The sequence below is a fragment of the Allosphingosinicella sp. genome (genome assembly GCF_046295735.1).
GTDB lineage: Bacteria > Pseudomonadota > Alphaproteobacteria > Sphingomonadales > Sphingomonadaceae > Allosphingosinicella.
The window spans coordinates 40,008-55,660 of sequence record NZ_JBKBMQ010000004.1; the positions used below are offsets into that span (position 1 = coordinate 40,008).

The 15,653-nt window shown below is 69.5% G+C and carries 14 protein-coding genes; 8 read left to right on the forward strand and 6 right to left on the reverse strand.

Translation table 11 applies throughout. The features are described from left to right. Positions 1-5 precede the first annotated feature (5 nt). Genes metH through ACK4K7_RS05025 form a run of 4 tightly spaced genes read right to left on the reverse strand, consistent with a single transcriptional unit; the run spans position 6 to position 5,714 of the window. Positions 6-2,762, reverse strand: a complete 2,757-nt coding sequence (gene metH / locus ACK4K7_RS05010) for a methionine synthase (protein WP_431864128.1) — start codon at positions 2,760-2,762, stop codon at positions 6-8. Positions 2,763-2,773: 11 nt separating this feature from the next. After that, positions 2,774-3,823: a homocysteine S-methyltransferase family protein gene (locus tag ACK4K7_RS05015; protein ID WP_431864129.1), complete on the reverse strand. Its 1,050-nt coding sequence runs from the start codon at positions 3,821-3,823 to the stop codon at positions 2,774-2,776. Continuing rightward, positions 3,820-4,749, reverse strand: a complete 930-nt coding sequence (gene metF, locus ACK4K7_RS05020; RefSeq protein ID WP_431864130.1) for a methylenetetrahydrofolate reductase — start codon at positions 4,747-4,749, stop codon at positions 3,820-3,822. The genes ACK4K7_RS05015 and metF overlap by 4 nt, the downstream gene beginning before the upstream one ends. After that, a complete protein-coding gene (locus tag ACK4K7_RS05025) occupies positions 4,746-5,714 on the reverse strand; it encodes an ArsR/SmtB family transcription factor (protein WP_431864131.1) in 969 nt (322 codons plus the stop codon). The genes metF and ACK4K7_RS05025 overlap by 4 nt, the downstream gene beginning before the upstream one ends. Before the next feature lie 189 nt (positions 5,715-5,903). Between ACK4K7_RS05025 and ACK4K7_RS05030 the strand changes: the two genes are divergently transcribed. The 4 genes from ACK4K7_RS05030 to ACK4K7_RS05045 all read left to right on the forward strand — a co-directional run bounded on the left by ACK4K7_RS05030 (position 5,904) and on the right by ACK4K7_RS05045 (position 7,365). After that, a complete protein-coding gene (locus ACK4K7_RS05030) occupies positions 5,904-6,176 on the forward strand; it encodes a circumsporozoite protein (RefSeq protein WP_431864132.1) in 273 nt (90 codons plus the stop codon). A 148-nt stretch (positions 6,177-6,324) separates the two neighbouring features. Next, positions 6,325-6,540, forward strand: a complete 216-nt coding sequence (locus ACK4K7_RS05035) for a hypothetical protein (RefSeq protein ID WP_431864133.1) — start codon at positions 6,325-6,327, stop codon at positions 6,538-6,540. A 358-nt stretch (positions 6,541-6,898) separates the two neighbouring features. Then, complete coding sequence (locus tag ACK4K7_RS05040) at positions 6,899-7,105, forward strand: cold-shock protein (RefSeq protein WP_431864134.1); 207 nt, start codon at positions 6,899-6,901, stop codon at positions 7,103-7,105. 65 nt (positions 7,106-7,170) lie between these two features. Then, the gene (locus ACK4K7_RS05045) at positions 7,171-7,365 is read left to right on the forward strand and encodes a hypothetical protein (RefSeq protein ID WP_431864135.1); all 195 of its coding nucleotides are present in this window, start codon (positions 7,171-7,173) and stop codon (positions 7,363-7,365) included. Positions 7,366-7,370: 5 nt separating this feature from the next. Here the strand turns inward: ACK4K7_RS05045 and ACK4K7_RS05050 are convergent, their stop codons facing one another. Beyond that, positions 7,371-8,276, reverse strand: coding sequence for a DUF1028 domain-containing protein (locus tag ACK4K7_RS05050; protein WP_431864136.1), 906 nt, complete (start codon positions 8,274-8,276; stop codon positions 7,371-7,373). A 50-nt stretch (positions 8,277-8,326) separates the two neighbouring features. After that, positions 8,327-8,707, reverse strand: a complete 381-nt coding sequence (locus ACK4K7_RS05055; RefSeq protein WP_431864137.1) for a GFA family protein — start codon at positions 8,705-8,707, stop codon at positions 8,327-8,329. 185 nt (positions 8,708-8,892) lie between these two features. On the opposite strand from ACK4K7_RS05055, the gene ACK4K7_RS05060 reads away from it, so the two are divergent. The 4 genes from ACK4K7_RS05060 to ACK4K7_RS05075 are packed head-to-tail and all read left to right on the forward strand — an operon-like array spanning position 8,893 to position 15,648. After that, a complete protein-coding gene (locus ACK4K7_RS05060) occupies positions 8,893-10,281 on the forward strand; it encodes a TIGR03013 family XrtA/PEP-CTERM system glycosyltransferase (RefSeq protein WP_431864138.1) in 1,389 nt (462 codons plus the stop codon). Then, a complete protein-coding gene (prsK, locus tag ACK4K7_RS05065) occupies positions 10,278-12,362 on the forward strand; it encodes an XrtA/PEP-CTERM system histidine kinase PrsK (RefSeq protein ID WP_431864139.1) in 2,085 nt (694 codons plus the stop codon). The genes ACK4K7_RS05060 and prsK overlap by 4 nt, the downstream gene beginning before the upstream one ends. Then, positions 12,359-13,723 (forward strand): PEP-CTERM-box response regulator transcription factor, encoded by a 1,365-nt coding sequence (prsR, locus tag ACK4K7_RS05070; RefSeq protein WP_431864140.1) that lies wholly within the window; start codon positions 12,359-12,361, stop codon positions 13,721-13,723. The genes prsK and prsR overlap by 4 nt, the downstream gene beginning before the upstream one ends. Then, a complete protein-coding gene (locus ACK4K7_RS05075; protein WP_431864141.1) occupies positions 13,720-15,648 on the forward strand; it encodes a tetratricopeptide repeat protein in 1,929 nt (642 codons plus the stop codon). Before prsR ends, ACK4K7_RS05075 begins: the two co-directional genes overlap by 4 nt. Positions 15,649-15,653 lie beyond the last annotated feature (5 nt).

A 15,653-nucleotide genomic window follows, 5' to 3' on the forward strand; every position in this document is an offset into this window, starting at 1 on the left:
CCCCCTCAGTCGAGGTTCGGCCGCAGCCAGCGGGCGGCGGTGTCGAGGTCGACGCCGCGGCGGGCGGCATAATCCTCGAGCTGGTCCTCGCCGATCCGCGCGACTCCGAAATAGTCGCTGTCGCGGTGCGCGAAATAGAATCCCGAGACGGCCGATGTCGGCAGCATCGCGAAATTCTCGGTGAGCGAGACGCCGGCCGGCGCGCCGCCGAGCAGATCGAACAGGACCGGCTTCAGGCTGTGGTCCGGGCAAGCCGGATAGCCGGGCGCCGGACGGATGCCGGTATAATTCTCCCGGATGAGGTCCAGGCTGGTCTGATGGTCCTCGCCCTCATAGCCCCAGATGCTGGCGCGGACATGCTGGTGGAGCCGCTCCGCCAGCGCCTCGGCGAGCCGGTCGGCCAGCGCCTTCAGCAGGATGTCCGAATAATCGTCATTCTCGGCCTTGAAGCGCTCGAGATGCGGCTCGAGGCCGTGGATGCCGACGGTGAAGCCGCCGATCCAGTCCTCGCCGTCGGGATCGATGAAGTCGGCGAGGCACATATTGGCGCGCCCCTCCCGCTTCTTCACCTGCTGGCGAAGGAAGGGGAGACGGACCCAAAAATCCTCCCCGGAACGGGGAGGGGGACCAGCCGAAGGCTGGTGGAGGGGGCCCGCGCCTCCACGCTCGCTGCGCTCGCCCCCCTCCACCACCGGCTCCGCCGGCGGTCCTCCTCCCCGTTCCGGGGAGGAGTTCACCATGACATCGTCGCCTTCCCGGCGGCAGGGCCAGAGGCCGAGGGTGGCGCGGGCGGTGACCCAATGTTCGGCGACGATCCGGTCGAGCATGGCCTGTGCGTCGGTCCACAGCGCGCGCGCGCTTTCGCCGACCACCGGATCCTCCAGGATCGCGGGATAATTGCCGTGCAGCTCCCAGGCGCGGAAGAAAGGCGTCCAGTCGATCACGTTGCGAAGATCGCGGAGCGGCCATTCGCCGAACTGGTGGAGGCCCGGGCGGCGCGGTGGCGGCGCCTTGCCGGCGGGGTCGTAGGGCTGGGCGTTGGCGCGCGCCTCGGCGAGGCCGGCGAGCTCGTTCTGCCCCTTGCCGGCGCGGGCGTCGCGCACCGCCGAATAATCGGCGGCGGTCTTCTCGACCAACGGCTCCTTCTGGGTGTCGGAGACGAGGCTGGAGGCGACGCCGACCGCTCGGCTGGCGTCCAGCACGTGGAGGACGGGGCCGTCATAGGCCGGGTCGATCTTGAGCGCGGTGTGCACCTTGGACGTGGTCGCCCCGCCGATCAGCAGCGGGATGCCGAGCCCTTGGCGCTGCATCTCCTGCGCGACCGTCACCATCTCGTCGAGCGACGGGGTGATGAGGCCGGAAAGGCCGACCATGTCGGCATTTTCGCGCTTCGCGGTGTCGAGAATGTCCTGCCAGGGCACCATCACGCCCAGATCCACGATCTCGAAGCCGTTGCACTGCAACACCACGCCGACGATGTTCTTGCCGATGTCGTGGACGTCGCCCTTTACGGTCGCCATCACGACCTTGCCCTTGGCGGTGGAGATTCCGGACCGCTCCTTCTCCTCCTCGATGAAGGGGATGAGATGGGCGACCGCCTTCTTCATCACGCGGGCGGACTTCACCACCTGCGGCAGGAACATCTTGCCCGATCCGAACAGGTCGCCAACGACGTTCATGCCGTCCATCAGCGGGCCTTCGATCACCTCGATCGGCCGCGCCGCCTGCTGGCGCGCCTCCTCCGTGTCGTCGACGACGAAGGCGTCGATGCCCTTCACCAGCGCATGTTCGAGCCGCTTGGCGACCGGCCAGCCGCGCCATTCGGCCTCGGCCTTTTCGCGCACCGGATCGGAGCCGAGATATTTCTCCGCCAGCGTCACCAGCCGCTCGGTGGCGTCGTCGCGGCGGTCGAGGATCACGTCCTCGCAGGCCTCGCGCAGCTCCGGGTCGATCGCGTCGTAGACGTCGAGCTGGCCGGCATTGACGATCGCCATGTCGAGCCCGGCGGGAATGGCGTGGTAGAGGAACACCGAATGCATCGCGCGGCGCACCGGCTCGTTGCCGCGGAAGGAGAAGCTGAGGTTCGACAGGCCGCCCGATATGTGGGCGTGCGGGCAGCGGGCGCGGATCGCGCGGCAGGCCTCGATGAAATCGAGCGCGTAGCGGCGATGCTCGTCGATTCCGGTGGCGACCGCGAAGATGTTGGGATCGAAGATGATGTCCTCGGGGGGGAAGCCGTCGGCGACGAGCAGGTCGTAGGCGCGGGCGCAGATTTCCACCTTGCGCGCCGCCGTGTCGGCCTGACCGGTCTCGTCGAACGCCATCACGACCATCGCGGCGCCGTAGTGGCGGATCCGGCGGGCGAGGCGGAGGAATTCCTCCTCCCCTTCCTTGAGGCTGATCGAATTGACGATCGGCTTGCCGGACACGCATTTGAGGCCCGCCTCGATCACGCTCCACTTGGAGCTGTCAATCATGAACGGCACGCGGGCGATGTCGGGCTCGGCCGAAATGAGCTTCAGGAAGGTCTCCATCGCCGCCTCGGCGTCGAGCAGGCCCTCGTCCATGTTGATGTCGATGATCTGGGCGCCGTTCTCGACCTGCTGGCGCGCGACCTCGACGGCGGCGGCATAGTCGCCGGCCATGACCAGCTTCTTGAACCGGGCAGAGCCGGTGACGTTGGTGCGCTCGCCGATATTGACGAAGGTGGCGCGCAGCGCCGTTTCGGGCGCCGGATCGGCAAAGGCGAGGTTGGTTTTCATATCCACTGGCTTCAGGCGGCGAGAATCATGGGCTCGAGCCCGGCGAGGCGGGTGACCGGCGCCGGCCGGGGCAGGCGGCGCGGCGCGACCCCGGCCACGGAGGCGGCGATGGCGGCGATGTGCGCGGGCGTCGATCCGCAGCAGCCGCCGACGACGTTGACCAGACCCTCCTCCGCCCAGCCGCGCAGGAAGCCGGCGGTGGTCGGCGGCAGCTCGTCATAGCAGCCGAGCTCGTTGGGAAGGCCGGCATTGGGATAGGCCATCAGCAGCGTGTCGGCGGCGGCCGACAGCGCCTGGACGTGCGGGCGCAGCTGCTGCGCGCCGAACGAGCAGTTGAGGCCGATCGTCGCCGGGCGGCAATGGCGCACCGCATGCCAGAAGGCCTCGACCGTATGGCCGGACAGGTTGCGGCCGGCGAGATCGGTGATCGTCATCGAAATCATCAGCGGCACGTCCCGGCCCAGCGCCTCGCCCGCCTCGATCGCGGCCATGATGCCGGCCTTCGCGTTCAGCGTGTCGAAGATCGTCTCTATCAGGATGAAGTCCGCCCCGCCTTCGATCAGCGCGTCGATCTGCTCGCGATAAACCTCCTTCAGCCCGTCGAAGTCGATCTCGCGATAGCCGGGATCGTTGACGTCGGGCGACAGCGACAGCGTCTTGTTGGTCGGCCCGACCGCCCCGGCGACGAAGCGCGGGCGGCCGTCGCGCGCCTCGTAATCGTCGGCGGCGGCGCGCGCGATCCGGGCGGAGGCATGGTTGATGTCGCGCACCAGCGCCTCGGCGGCATAATCGGCCTGGCTGATGCGGTTGGCGGAGAATGTGTTGGTGGACACGATGTCCGATCCGGCGTCCAGATAGGCGCGGGTGATCGCGTCGACCACGTCGGGCCGGGTCAGCGCCAGGATGTCGTTATTGCCCTTCTGGTCGCGGCCGAGGCCGAGGGTGCCGGCATAATCGGCGTCGCACAGCCCCTTGTTCTGGATCTCGGTTCCGAACGCCCCGTCGGTGACGAGGATGCGGTCCTGCGCCGCCGCCTGCAGCTTCTCGCGCGCGCCGCTCATGCCGCCTGCTCCCGCGCCTGGCCGGTGGGGCGAAGGCCCAGCAGGTGGCAGATGGCGTAGCTCAGCTCCGCCCGGTTCAAGGTGTAGAAGTGGAAGTGCCGCACCCCGCCCGCATAAAGCTGGCCGCACAATTCGGCGGCGACGGTCGCCGCGACCAGCTGGCGCGCGGCGGGGAGGTTGTCGAGCCCTTCGAACAGCCGGTCCATCCAGCCGGGGATGGAGGCGCCGCACTGGGCCGCGAACTTGCGGGTCTGGGCGACGTTCGACACCGGCAGGATGCCGGGCACGATTTCCGCGTCGATGCCCATCTGCGCCGCCTGGTCGCGGAAGCGGAAGAAGGCTTCGGGCGAGAAGAAGAACTGGGTGATCGCCCGGTCCGCGCCGGCGTCGATCTTGCGCCACAGATTGTCGAGATCGGCGGCGCGGTTGGGCGAATCGGGATGGCTTTCGGGATAGGCCGCGACCGAAATCTCGAACGGCGCCACCTTCCTGAGGCCCGCGACCAGCTCCACCGCATTGGCATAGCCGTCGGGCCGCGCCACGAACGCCTTGCCCTGTTCGGGCGGGTCGCCGCGCAGCGCGACGATGTGGCGGATGCCGGCCGCCCAATAGTCGCGCGCCACTTCGTCGATCTCCTCGCGCGTCGCCTCGACGCAGGTGAGGTGGGCAGCGGCCTGCAGGCTGGTCTCGCGCTGGATGCGCTCCACCGTCGCATGGGTGCGCTCGCGGGTCGAACCGCCGGCGCCGTAGGTCACCGACACGAATCGCGGGCCGAGTGGCTCCAGCGTCTTCACCGACTCCCACAAGGTCGCCTCCATCTTCTCCGTCTTGGGCGGGAAGAATTCGAACGAAACGGAGATGTCGCCGGCGACGTCGGCGAACAGGGGCTTGCCGGCCGTCTCCAGCGCGGATGCGAACGGGCTCATGCGACCACCTTCAGCTTGGGCTGGGGCCGCTCGCCGATCCACACGGTGACGGTCAGCTCGCCGCCCTCCAGATGTTCGACGACACGGCCGCGCAGGCCCGATTCCTCGAGATATTTGATCATCGCCTCGTCGGCGAAGCCGAGCCGGGCATGGGCCGCGCGGCTGCGCAGCTCCTCCCGCTCGTGGGGAGCGAAATCGACCACCAGCAGCCGCCCGCCGGGCGCGAGCAGCCGCGCCGCCTCCGCCACCGCGGAGGCGGGCTGCTGGGCGTAATGGAGGACCTGGTGCAGGATCACCGTGTCGGCGCTGCCGGCCGGAAGCGCGAGCGAATACATGTCGCCCTGGCGCAGCTCCGCCTCGATCCCCGCCTGGGCGAGCTTGACGCGCGCGAGGCGCAGCATCTCGGGCGAACGGTCGATGCCGAGCGCATGGTCGGCCGCGCGCCCGAACAATTCGATCATCCGCCCGGTGCCGGTGCCGATGTCGATGAGGCGCCCCACCGGCCGCGCGTCCGCGGCGCCGAGGCCCAGCGCGCGGGCGATCGCCGCCTCGACCTCGCTCTCCGCGATGTGGAGCGAGCGCAGCGCGTCCCAGTCCTTGGCGTGGCTTTCGAAATAGCGTTCGGCCGCCGCGGCCCGGTCGGCGCGCACGGCGGCGAGCCGGGCGGCGTCGGCGACGATCCAGGGATCCTCGCCGTCGAGATCGGTCCAGCAGTCGATCAGGCCGAACAGCGGCTCGGTCCGGTCGCGCTCGCCCAGGCTCAGAAAGGCCCAGCTGCCTTCCTTGCGCCGCTCGACCAGGCCCGCGTCGATGAGGATGCGGACGTGGCGCGACACGCGCGGCTGGCTTTGGCCGAGCACCTGGGCGAGCTCGCCCACCGATAGCTCCATCGCGCGCAGCAGGGCGAGGATGCGCAGCCGGGTCGGATCGGCCAGGGATCTGAAGATGTCGGCATGCGCGGGCATATTTGCGGATATAAAGATATCTTTATGTGTGGGTCAAGGCGTTGGCGCGACACATTAACTACCGGACCAGTAGACATACGGTTTCGATTCGATTACATCTCCACGCCGCTGGAAAGCCGCCGGTCGACCGGGGGGGCCTCGCCCAGCGCCAAAGACCGTAAAGTTCTCCTCGCAAACTGAACGAAGGAAATGCCTGTGAAGAAAATCGCTCTGACGCTCGTCGCCGTCTCCACCCTCGGCCTCGCCGCCTGCGGTGGCGCCCAGGACGAAGCCGCCAACAACCAGGTCACCGCCAACGAGACCGAAGTGACCGCCAACGAAGCGGACGCCGACACCCTCGGTGCCGAGAACGTCGCGCAGAACATGCTCGACACCGCCAGCAACGCCATCGACAATGCCGGCGACGCCATCGAGAACGCGTCGGACGCGGTCGCCAACACGGCCACCGGCAACGCGCAGTAAGCCTTTCAAGGTTTACGCTGAACAAGGGGTCGCGCGCCGCACCGGCGCGCGGCCCTTTTTCTTGCGCCTTCGCCGCCGGCGCGCGGGGAGTTGTCGCCGCCCGGGCTTTCAGTCTAGCTTCGGCCGCCGATGCCAGGGAGAAGATGAGATGAGGACGATCGTCGCCGCGGCGCTTGGCGCCGCCTTGCTAGCCGCCTGCGGGCAGCAGAACGAAGCCGGAGGCGGTCTCAGCGCCGACGAGAACCGGCGCCTCAACGAACATGCCGAAGTGCTCGACACCTCGCCCGACAGCATGACGGCCGAGGATGTCGGCCTCGACAACGAAGCCTGGCTCAACGAAGCCGAACCCGCCAACACGAACTAACATGTCAAATCCTCTCCCGCACGCGGGGGAGGGGGACCACGCCGTCCCGTGCAGCATCGAAGGGCGGAGGTGGCGGAGCCTCCCCCGTCCTCGCGAGGAGCGCTTCGACGCCCCTGCGGCGGCGCGGCTCCGAAGCAATGGCGGCGGGAGAGCGGGGCACGGGGATCATGATCGCCCGGCCCACCGGAGACGCGCGGCCGAGTCCCCTTACAATTGCGGTGGCTTTCGCCTATGTTGGCGGGGCTACAGTCGCAAATGGACGGTCTTTGGCGCTTTGCGGCTCCTCTTTCCTTCTCTCTCGCTTCTCGCAGCACAGGGGCGGCCGATTCCCGGCCTCCCGTTACCTGAAGGAAACATCATGCCCATCGGAACCGTCAAATTCTTTAATGCGGACAAGGGTTACGGCTTCATCCAGCCGGAGGACGGCGGCAACGACGCGTTCGTCCACATCAGCGCCGTCGAGCGCGCCGGGATGAGCACCCTCGATCGCGACCAGCGCGTGAGCTACGAACTCGAGACCGACCGGCGCGGCAAGACCAGCGCCTGCAATCTCGCGAGCGCCTGACGCTTCGCAATGACGCGCGGGAGGGCCTCGCGCCCTCCCGCGAACATCCACCGCAGGGAGCTTCGATGTCCACCGCCGACCATTATTCCGAACAAGCCGCCAGGGCGCTCCGCGACGCGGAGGCCGCGAGCCTCGACAATGTCCGCGAACGCTGCCTGAGATCGGCCGCCGCCTGGGCCGACATGGCCGCCCGGGCCGAGCGCACCGCCCGGATGCGCGCCGAAACCGAAGCCAAGAAAGCCGCCGCCGCGGTGAGCTGACGCCGTCAGGCCTCGCGCGTCCCCGCGCGGGCGAGCAGCCGCTCCCACAGATCCGGCCGGTCGACCAGGCCGGCGGTGCGGAGATGGCGGAACACCTCGACGAAGGCGGGCGGCAGGCTCTCCAGCGCGCTCTCTGCCTCGCGCTCGCGGCCGGCCAGCGCCAGGATGGCCGCGCGCCACATCAGCAGGTCGGGCTCGATCGCCGCCTGCTCCACCGCCATCCCGTCGACATCCGCCGCCGCTTCCTCCGCCGCGCCGTTCAGCGCCCGTTCGAAGGCGCGCACCATGCGGTTGTAGCGCGCGTTCTTCTCGACCAGCCGGTCGAGCACCTCCAGCGGCCGTTCATGATCGTCGACCCGCAGATCGACGACATGGTCCCGCCAGGGCCGGCCGCTGCGCGCCGCCCGCACCACCTTGACCGCCGCCGAACGCTGGCCCCGGAAATCGCCGCCCGCCGCCTCCGCCGCGTGGAGCGCCGCCATCAGACGCGGCGCCAATGGTCCGCTGCTGCCTTCCAGCGCCTCCACCATCGCGTCCCACACCCCGTCGCCGCGCATCATGTTGGCGATGGCGCAGCAATCGCGGCCGATCCGCTGCCCCGCCTCGGCGATACAGGCGGCGCCGGTATAAGCGGCGATGCCGCCATGGCCGTCGATCATCGCGACCTGCCGCCGCTCGGGATGCGGGTCGATGCTGCGGACCGCCACCAGCGCCTCCTGCGCGGTGAGGCCGGCGCGCAGCCCGTCGAGGCCGAGTTCGCCATAAGCGGGCTCGCCCATCGACTGGGTGGCGATGACGCCGAAGCCGGGCAGCGCCCAGGGCACGCTGTGCCCGACGGCGAAGGCCTGCGACTGGGTGGCGACACCCATTTCGCCGGTCTCCGGATCGCGCGCGAGGATGGAATAGGTCATGCCCCTACAAGCCGCGCCGGCGCGGGGCGTTCCCCCGGCCGGGCCGATCCTCACGCCTTTTGGGGGACGCCGTCGGCGATGTCGTAATAGTCGCCCTTGTCGGCGGTGAAGATGTGCACGGCGAGGTGGGTGCCGGTCGGCCGTTCGAAGGCGCCCATCGCCACCGCGATCGTGTCGCGGCCGAGCGATTCCCAGAACAAGGACGATCCGCAGACGGTGCAGAAGCCGCGCTGCGCCTCGTCCGACGAGCGGTACCAGCCGACCTTGTCCTCGCCCCGGACGGCGAGCGCCGCCTTCGGCACGTCGGTGGAGGCGAAGACGTGGCCGGAATGTTTGCGGCACATCGTGCAGTGGCAGGCGTCCGGGCCGGGCAGATCGCCCTCCACGTCGAACGCGACCGCGCCGCACAGGCAGGACCCCGAATGCTTCATCGCCGCTTCCCCTCCGATCCGGAATGCGGCGAGGCTATCGGCGCCGTCCCGCGTCGGCAAGGCGGGCGGGGCAGCGTGAAGGGGGCGTTCACCCAATCTTTGTAAGTTTCGGCGACAGTGCCGGCCATGTCGGACTGGTTTACACCTCGCCATCGTGACGCGGCGCGGCCGGGGGCGCGCGCCCGGTGATCCGGCTGTTCAAACATTATGTGCCGCATGCGGTGCTGCTGCTGGGCCTCATCGACTTCGCGCTGCTGATGCTGGCCGCGGAGGCGGGCTGGACGCTGCGCATCTGGCAGCTGGGCGGCGGCATCGATCCGGAGAGCGGGCGGCTGCCGCACATGCTGACCTATGCCGCGGCGGTGCAGGTGGCGATGGTCGCGGTCGGCGTCTACGGCGTCGAGGCGCACCAGTCGCTGCGCTTCGCCGTGGCGCGGCTGTTCGTCGCCATGTCGGTCGGCATCCTTCTCCTGTCGCTGGTCTTCTTCCTGGTGCCGCCGGTCAGTTTCTGGCGGTCGAGCCTGCTCTACGCGACCCTGTTCGGCCTCGGCCTCCTGTCGCTGGTGCGCCTGCTGCTCGGTCGGACGCTGGGCGGCGATGCGTTCAAGCGGCGCGTGCTGGTGCTCGGCGCCGGGCCCCGCGCCGCGCGGGTGGAGGCGCTCGCGGGGGCCGAAGGGGCCGGCTTCGTCGTCGCCGGCTATGTCGCGATGAACGACGGGCCGGTGGTCGTCGCCCGCGCCGTCAACCGGGCGGAGATCGCCAACCTCCCCGCCTTCATCCGCGATCTCGGCGCGACCGAAGTGGTGCTGGCGCTGGAGGAGCGGCGCAATTCGCTGCCGCTCAACGACCTGCTGCGCGCCAAGACGGCGGGCGTCCACGTCAACGACCTGTCCTCCTTCCTGGAGCGGGAGACGGGCCGCGTCGATCTCGACAGCCTCAATCCGTCCTGGCTGATCTTTTCCGACGGCTTTTCGGCCGGGCGGCGGCTGTCGGGCGCGGCCAAGCGGATGTTCGACATCCTGGTCAGCCTGGTCATCCTGCTCCTCGCCGCGCCGCTGATCCTCGTCACCGCGCTGGCGGTGAAGCTGGAGAGCCGCGGGCCGGCTTTCTTCCGCCAGCGGCGGGTCGGCCTCTACGGCCAGAGCTTCGAGCTGCTGAAGCTGCGGTCGATGCGCGAGGACGCCGAAGTGGGCGGCGTCGCCGTCTGGGCGCAGGAGAACGATCCCCGCGTCACCCGGGTCGGAGCGGTGATCCGGAAGCTGCGCATCGACGAGCTTCCCCAGGCCTGGTCGGTGCTGAAGGGCGAGATGAGCTTCGTCGGCCCGCGGCCTGAGCGGCCTCAGTTCGTCGCCGATCTTGAGGCGCGCCTTCCTTATTATGCCGAGCGGCACATGGTGAAGCCCGGCATCACCGGCTGGGCGCAGATCAACTATCCCTATGGCGCCTCGATCGAGGATGCGCGCCAGAAGCTGGAATTCGACCTCTATTACGCCAAGAACTACACGCCCTTCCTCGACGTCCTGATCATCCTCCAGACGCTGCGGGTCGTGCTGTGGCCGGAGGGCGCGCGATGATCTCGCTCTTCGCGCTGTGGAGCCACCTGCTCGCCGCCGCCTTGTTCGGTGCGCTCGCCATCTGGCAGCTGCGCCACTGGCATCTGGAGCCGCGCAACCGGCCGCTCGTCTCCGCGTTCGCCGCCGTGTCGGTCTGGTCGATCTTCCTGTCGATGCTGGGGCCGAACCATTTCCTGACCGGCCTCGCCGAAAGCGCGCGCAACCTGTGCTTCCTCGCCTTCATGTACGGCATCCACCGCGGCGAGGAGGAGGATGCGCGGGTGCGCGGGGTGAAGGCGGTCTATGCCGCCGTCGCCGGCGTCATCGGCCTGCAGATCGTGCTGGCCGGCACCACCGGCGAATTCTCGTCCAACCCGCCGGTGCTCGCCGCGCTCACCGCCACGCTTCAGGTGATCGGCATCACCATTGCCGCGGGCTCGCTGGTCCTCGTCCACAATCTCTACGGCCAGGCGGCGCCGGGTTCGCGCTGGGGCATCCAGCTGCCGATGATCGCGCTCGCCGCGATGTGGATCTACGACCTTCACCTCTACACCGTCGCCTATCTGACCCGCGAGCCGGCGACCGACCTGTTCGCGATGCGCGGCGCGGTGCTGGCGATGCTGGTCCCGATCTTCGCGCTGGCGAGCAAGCGCAACCGTCACTGGAAGATGCAGATCTCGCGCGCGGCGACCTTCCAGTCGCTCTCGGTGCTCGTCATCTTCGCCTATCTGCTGCTGATGATGTCCGCCAACCGGGCGATGGAGGCGGTGGGCGGCGACTGGGTGCGCGGCGCGCAGATCGGCCTCGTCTTTGCGATGACGCTGGCGGCGCTGATCCTGCTCCCGTCGGGCCGGGCGCGGGCCTGGGCGAGGGTGATGCTCGCCAAGCATTTCTTCGAGCACCGCTACGATTATCGCGCCGAATGGCTGCGCTTCACCCATACGGTCGGCCGGCAGGCGGACGACAAGGCGCCGATCGAGCAGCGCATCGTCAAGGCGCTGGCGGATATCGGCGGTTCGCCGGCGGGCATCCTGTTGCTGGCCGACGAGCGCTACCGACTGGAGCCGGCGGCGCGCTGGAACTGGCACCTCCCGGCCGGCCCCGCCCATGACGACGACGGCGCCTTCGCCCGCTTCCTGGAGGAAAGCTCCCACGTCGTGGACTTCGGCACGCTGGCGGACGGCGCGCTCGATATCGAGGGCCGCCGCATCGCCGTCCCGGGCTGGATGCAGGCGCTGGACGATGTCTGGGCGGGCATCCCGCTGATCCACAACCACCGGTTGGTGGGGCTGGTCGTGCTCGAACATCCGCTGGTGAAGCGGCCGCTCGACTGGGAGGATTTCGACCTGTTCCGCACCGCCGGCATCCAGGCCGCTTCCTATCTCGCCGAGGCGCGCAGCCATCAGGCGCTGGCGGACGCGCAAAGGTTCGACGAGTTCAACCGCCGCTTCGCCTTCATCATGCACGACATCAAGAATCTGGTGAGCCAGCTCAGCCTCGTCGCCCGCAACGCCGAGCGGCATGCGGACAATCCGGAATTCCGGGCCGACATGATCGCGACGCTGCAAAGCTCGGTGCGGAAGATGAACGACCTGCTCGCCCGGCTCTCGCCCGCCCGGTCGGCGGAGGCGGCGCCGCCGCGGCCGGTGCCGCTCCACGGCCTGCTGGCGCCGCTGGTCGGCGCGAAGAAGAGGGTCCATCCGGTAGAGATGATCGGCGACGCCGGGCTCGCCGCCATGGCCGATCCGGCCGGGCTCGAACAGGCGCTCGGCCATCTCGTCCAGAACGCGATCGACGCCAGCCGCGCGGGCGAGCCGGTGCGCGTCTCCTTCGCCGCGCGCGGCCAGGAGGTCGCGATCGAGGTCGCCGACAGCGGCGCCGGCATGTCCGGCGAATTCATCCGCACGCGCCTGTTCCAGCCCTTCGCCTCCACCAAGCAAGGCGGGTTCGGCGTCGGCGCCTTCGAGGCGCGGACGCTGATCGCCGCGATGGGCGGCCGCATCGAGGTCGAAAGCCGCGAGGGCGAAGGCAGCCGCTTCACCGTCTTTTTACCCCGGGCTGGGACAATGCCGGCTCCCCATTATGAACGGATGCGCGCATGAGTGCCGTTGCCAAGGCCAAGCTTCTGATCGTCGAGGACGACGAGGGTCTGCAGCGGCAGCTCCGCTGGGCCTATGACGATTACGACGTGCTGGTCGCCTCCGACCGGAACGCGGCGGTCGACATGGTGCGCCAGGCCGAGCCGGCGGTGGTGACGCTGGACCTCGGCCTCCCGCCCGATCCGGACGGGGTGAGCGAGGGCTTCGCGACGCTGGAGAACATCCTGACGCTGAAGCCCGAGACGAAGGTGATCGTCGCGTCCGGCCACGGCGCACGCGAAAGCGCGCTGCGGGCGATCGCGTCCGGCGCCTATGATTTCTACCAGAAGCCGGTCGACATCGACCAGCTCGGCCTCATCGTCCGCCGCGCCTTCCAGCTGCACGACATCGAGTCGGAGAACCGCCGGCTCGAAAGCCGGGTGGGGGACGAGCGCACCGTGCTCGGCACGATGATCACCGCCGCGCCGGAGATGATGAAGGTCGCCCGGACGATCGAGCGGGTGGCGAACGCCAACGTGTCGGTGATGCTGCTCGGCGCGAGCGGGACCGGCAAGGAACTGCTCGCCCGCGGCGTTCACAATGCCAGCGGCCGCCGCGACGGCGGCTTCGTCGCGATCAACTGCGCGGCGATCCCGGAAAACCTGCTCGAGGCGGAGCTGTTCGGTTACGAGAAGGGCGCCTTCACCGGCGCGATCAAGACCACCGAAGGCAAGATCGAGCTCGCCCATCAGGGCACCTTGTTCCTGGACGAGGTCGGCGACATTCCGCTGCCGCTCCAGGTCAAGCTGCTGCGCTTCCTGCAGGAGCGGGTGATCGAGCGGATCGGCGGGCGCAAGGCGATCGCCGTCGACACCCGCATCGTGTGCGCCACCCACCAGAATCTGGACGCGATGATCCGCGAGGGCAGCTTCCGCGAGGATCTCTATTACCGCCTCGCCGAGATCGTGGTGAAGATCCCGACCCTGGCGGAGCGGCACGGCGACGCGACCCTGCTCGCCAAGCATTTCCTCCACATCTTCTCCCGCGAAATGAACCCGCAGGTGAAGGGCTTCGCGCCCGGCGCGCTCGACGCGATCAACGCCTGGGCCTGGCCCGGCAACGTGCGCGAGCTCGAGAACCGGATGAAGCGCGCGGTGATCATGGCCGACGGCAAGCTCATCACCGCCGCCGATCTCGACCTTGAAAGCGCGGACGAGGACGGGCTGCCCGTCAACCTCAAGGCCGCGCGCGAGGAAGCGGACCGCCGCGCGATCCGGCAGGCGCTCGCCCGCACCGAGAACAACATTTCGAGCGCCGCCCGGCTGCTCGGGATCAGCCGCCCCACGCTCTACGACCTCCTCAAGCAATATGGACTCCAGCCATGACCGGAACACGCAAACTGCTCGTCGCGCTGCTGCTCGCCGGCGCGGCCGCCTGCAACCAGGCTTCGGCCGGCGGGTCCAAGGACGCCTATGAGCGCGGCCTCGCGGCGCTGGAGCAGGGCCAGCCGCGCACCGCCCGCATCGAATTCATGAACGCGCTGCAGGCCAATCCCGGCCATGTCGACGCGCGGCTCGCCCAGGCGCGGACCTATCTGATCCTGGGCGACGGCATCGCCGCCGAGTCCGAGATCCTGCGCGCCCGCGAGGCCGGCGCGCCGGTCGAGCAGACGCGGCACCTGATGGCCCATGCCAAGCTCCTCCAGAACCATCCGGACAAGGCCATCGCCGAGGCGGACCAGGCGGCGGGCGAGCACGCCGCCTACGCCGCGCGGATCAAGGGCCGGGCGCATATGGCGCAGAACGACAATATGGCCGCCGCCGCCGAATTCGCCCGCGCCGCCGAGCTGGCGCCGGGCGACAGCGACATCTGGACCGATTTCGGCCGCTTCCGCCGCCATGTCGGGGACCTGGCCGGCGCGCTCGAGGCGGCCGACAAGGCGGTCGCCGCCAATCCGCGCAACACCGAGGCGCTGGTGCTGCGCGGCGAACTGACCCGCAGCCAGTACGGCCTGCAGGCGGCGGTGGAGTGGTTCGACCGCGCGCTGGAGGTCGATCCCGGCCATGTCACCGCGCTGCTGGAGCGCGCCACCACTTATGGCGATCTCGGCCGGATGCGCGACATGCTCGCCGACAGCCGGCAGGCGCTGAGCCTCTCCCCCAACAATCCGGTCGCTTTCTATCTGCAGGCGATGCTGGCCGCGCGCGCCCGCGACTTCGAGCTCGCCCGCGCCATCTACCAGCGCACCGGCGGCGTGTTCGACGACAAGCCGGCCGGCATGCTGCTGGCGAGCGCGATCGACTATCAGACCGGCAATGTCGAACAGGCCGTGCGCCGGCTCGACCGGCTGGTCGCCGATCAGCCCAACAACCGCAAGGCGCGCCGCCTGCTCGCCGCCGCCCAGTGGAAGATGGGCGACGCGCGCGCGGCGACGGCGACGCTGAAGCCGATCGCCGACAGCCCCGACGCGGACAGCTACACGCTGACGCTGATCGGCAAGGCGCTGGAGCGGCAGGGCGACCGCGAGGCGGCGGCGCGCTATATCGCCCGCGCGGCCCAGCCGCAGCGCCCGCCCGCCAGCCTCAACAACCTTCAGCTCGACGCCGGCCAGTTCGCGGCCGTGCAGCGCGCCGCCGCCGAGCGGCCGGACCATGCGCCGACGCAGATCGTGCTGATCGCGGCCCTGCTCGGCCGCGGGCAGAGCGACGAGGCGCTGGAGCGCGCCCGCCGCCTGCAATCGGCCAATCCGGGCGTTCCGGACGCGCATGTGCTGGTCGGCGACGCGCTCGGCGTCAAAGGCAATTTCGCCGGCGCGGCCGAGGAATATCGCAAGGCCGCGAACCTCGCCTTCACCGAACCGGTGGCGATGCGGATGATCGAGGCGCTGGAACGGTCCAACCAGCGTCCGGCGGCCGACCAGGTGCTGCGCCTGTTCCTCGAGCAGAACCCGCGCAACGTCCCGGCCCAGCTGCTGCTCGCCGGGCGGCACATGGAGGCACGCAACTGGGCGGCGGCGGCCACCATCTACGAAAATCTGCGCCGGCGCCTGGGCGACCGCGACGCGACCATCCTCAACAATCTCGCCTGGGCCTATTCGGAGCAGAACGACTATGCGAGGGCGATCCCGCTCGCCCGCAAGGCGTGGGAGCTCGACCGCGAGAACCCGGCCACCGCCGACACGCTCGGCTGGCTGCTGTTCAAGAGCGGCCAGGACAAGGCCGAGGGGCTGTCGCTACTCGAACGGGCGGCGCGCGGGGCGCCGAGCGACGCCGACATCCGCAGGCATCTGGAGACGGCGCGGCGGGGCTGAGCGGC

Bases quoted from the DNA above. Each gene is read 5' to 3' on its own strand.
- ACK4K7_RS05030 (WP_431864132.1), top strand. From the start codon at position 5,904: ATGCCTGTGAAGAAAATCGCTCTGACGCTCGTCGCCGTCTCCACCCTC.
- ACK4K7_RS05040 (WP_431864134.1), top strand. From the start codon at position 6,899: ATGCCCATCGGAACCGTCAAATTCTTTAATGCGGACAAGGGTTACGGC.
- prsR (WP_431864140.1), top strand. From the start codon at position 12,359: ATGAGTGCCGTTGCCAAGGCCAAGCTTCTGATCGTCGAGGACGACGAG.
- prsK (WP_431864139.1), top strand. From the start codon at position 10,278: ATGATCTCGCTCTTCGCGCTGTGGAGCCACCTGCTCGCCGCCGCCTTG.
- ACK4K7_RS05015 (WP_431864129.1), bottom strand. From the start codon at position 3,823: ATGAGCGGCGCGCGCGAGAAGCTGCAGGCGGCGGCGCAGGACCGCATC.
- ACK4K7_RS05045 (WP_431864135.1), top strand. From the start codon at position 7,171: ATGTCCACCGCCGACCATTATTCCGAACAAGCCGCCAGGGCGCTCCGC.
- ACK4K7_RS05025 (WP_431864131.1), bottom strand. From the start codon at position 5,714: ATGCCCGCGCATGCCGACATCTTCAGATCCCTGGCCGATCCGACCCGG.
- metF (WP_431864130.1), bottom strand. From the start codon at position 4,749: ATGAGCCCGTTCGCATCCGCGCTGGAGACGGCCGGCAAGCCCCTGTTC.
- ACK4K7_RS05050 (WP_431864136.1), bottom strand. From the start codon at position 8,276: ATGACCTATTCCATCCTCGCGCGCGATCCGGAGACCGGCGAAATGGGT.
- ACK4K7_RS05075 (WP_431864141.1), top strand. From the start codon at position 13,720: ATGACCGGAACACGCAAACTGCTCGTCGCGCTGCTGCTCGCCGGCGCG.
- metH (WP_431864128.1), bottom strand. From the start codon at position 2,762: ATGAAAACCAACCTCGCCTTTGCCGATCCGGCGCCCGAAACGGCGCTG.
- ACK4K7_RS05035 (WP_431864133.1), top strand. From the start codon at position 6,325: ATGAGGACGATCGTCGCCGCGGCGCTTGGCGCCGCCTTGCTAGCCGCC.
- ACK4K7_RS05055 (WP_431864137.1), bottom strand. From the start codon at position 8,707: ATGAAGCATTCGGGGTCCTGCCTGTGCGGCGCGGTCGCGTTCGACGTG.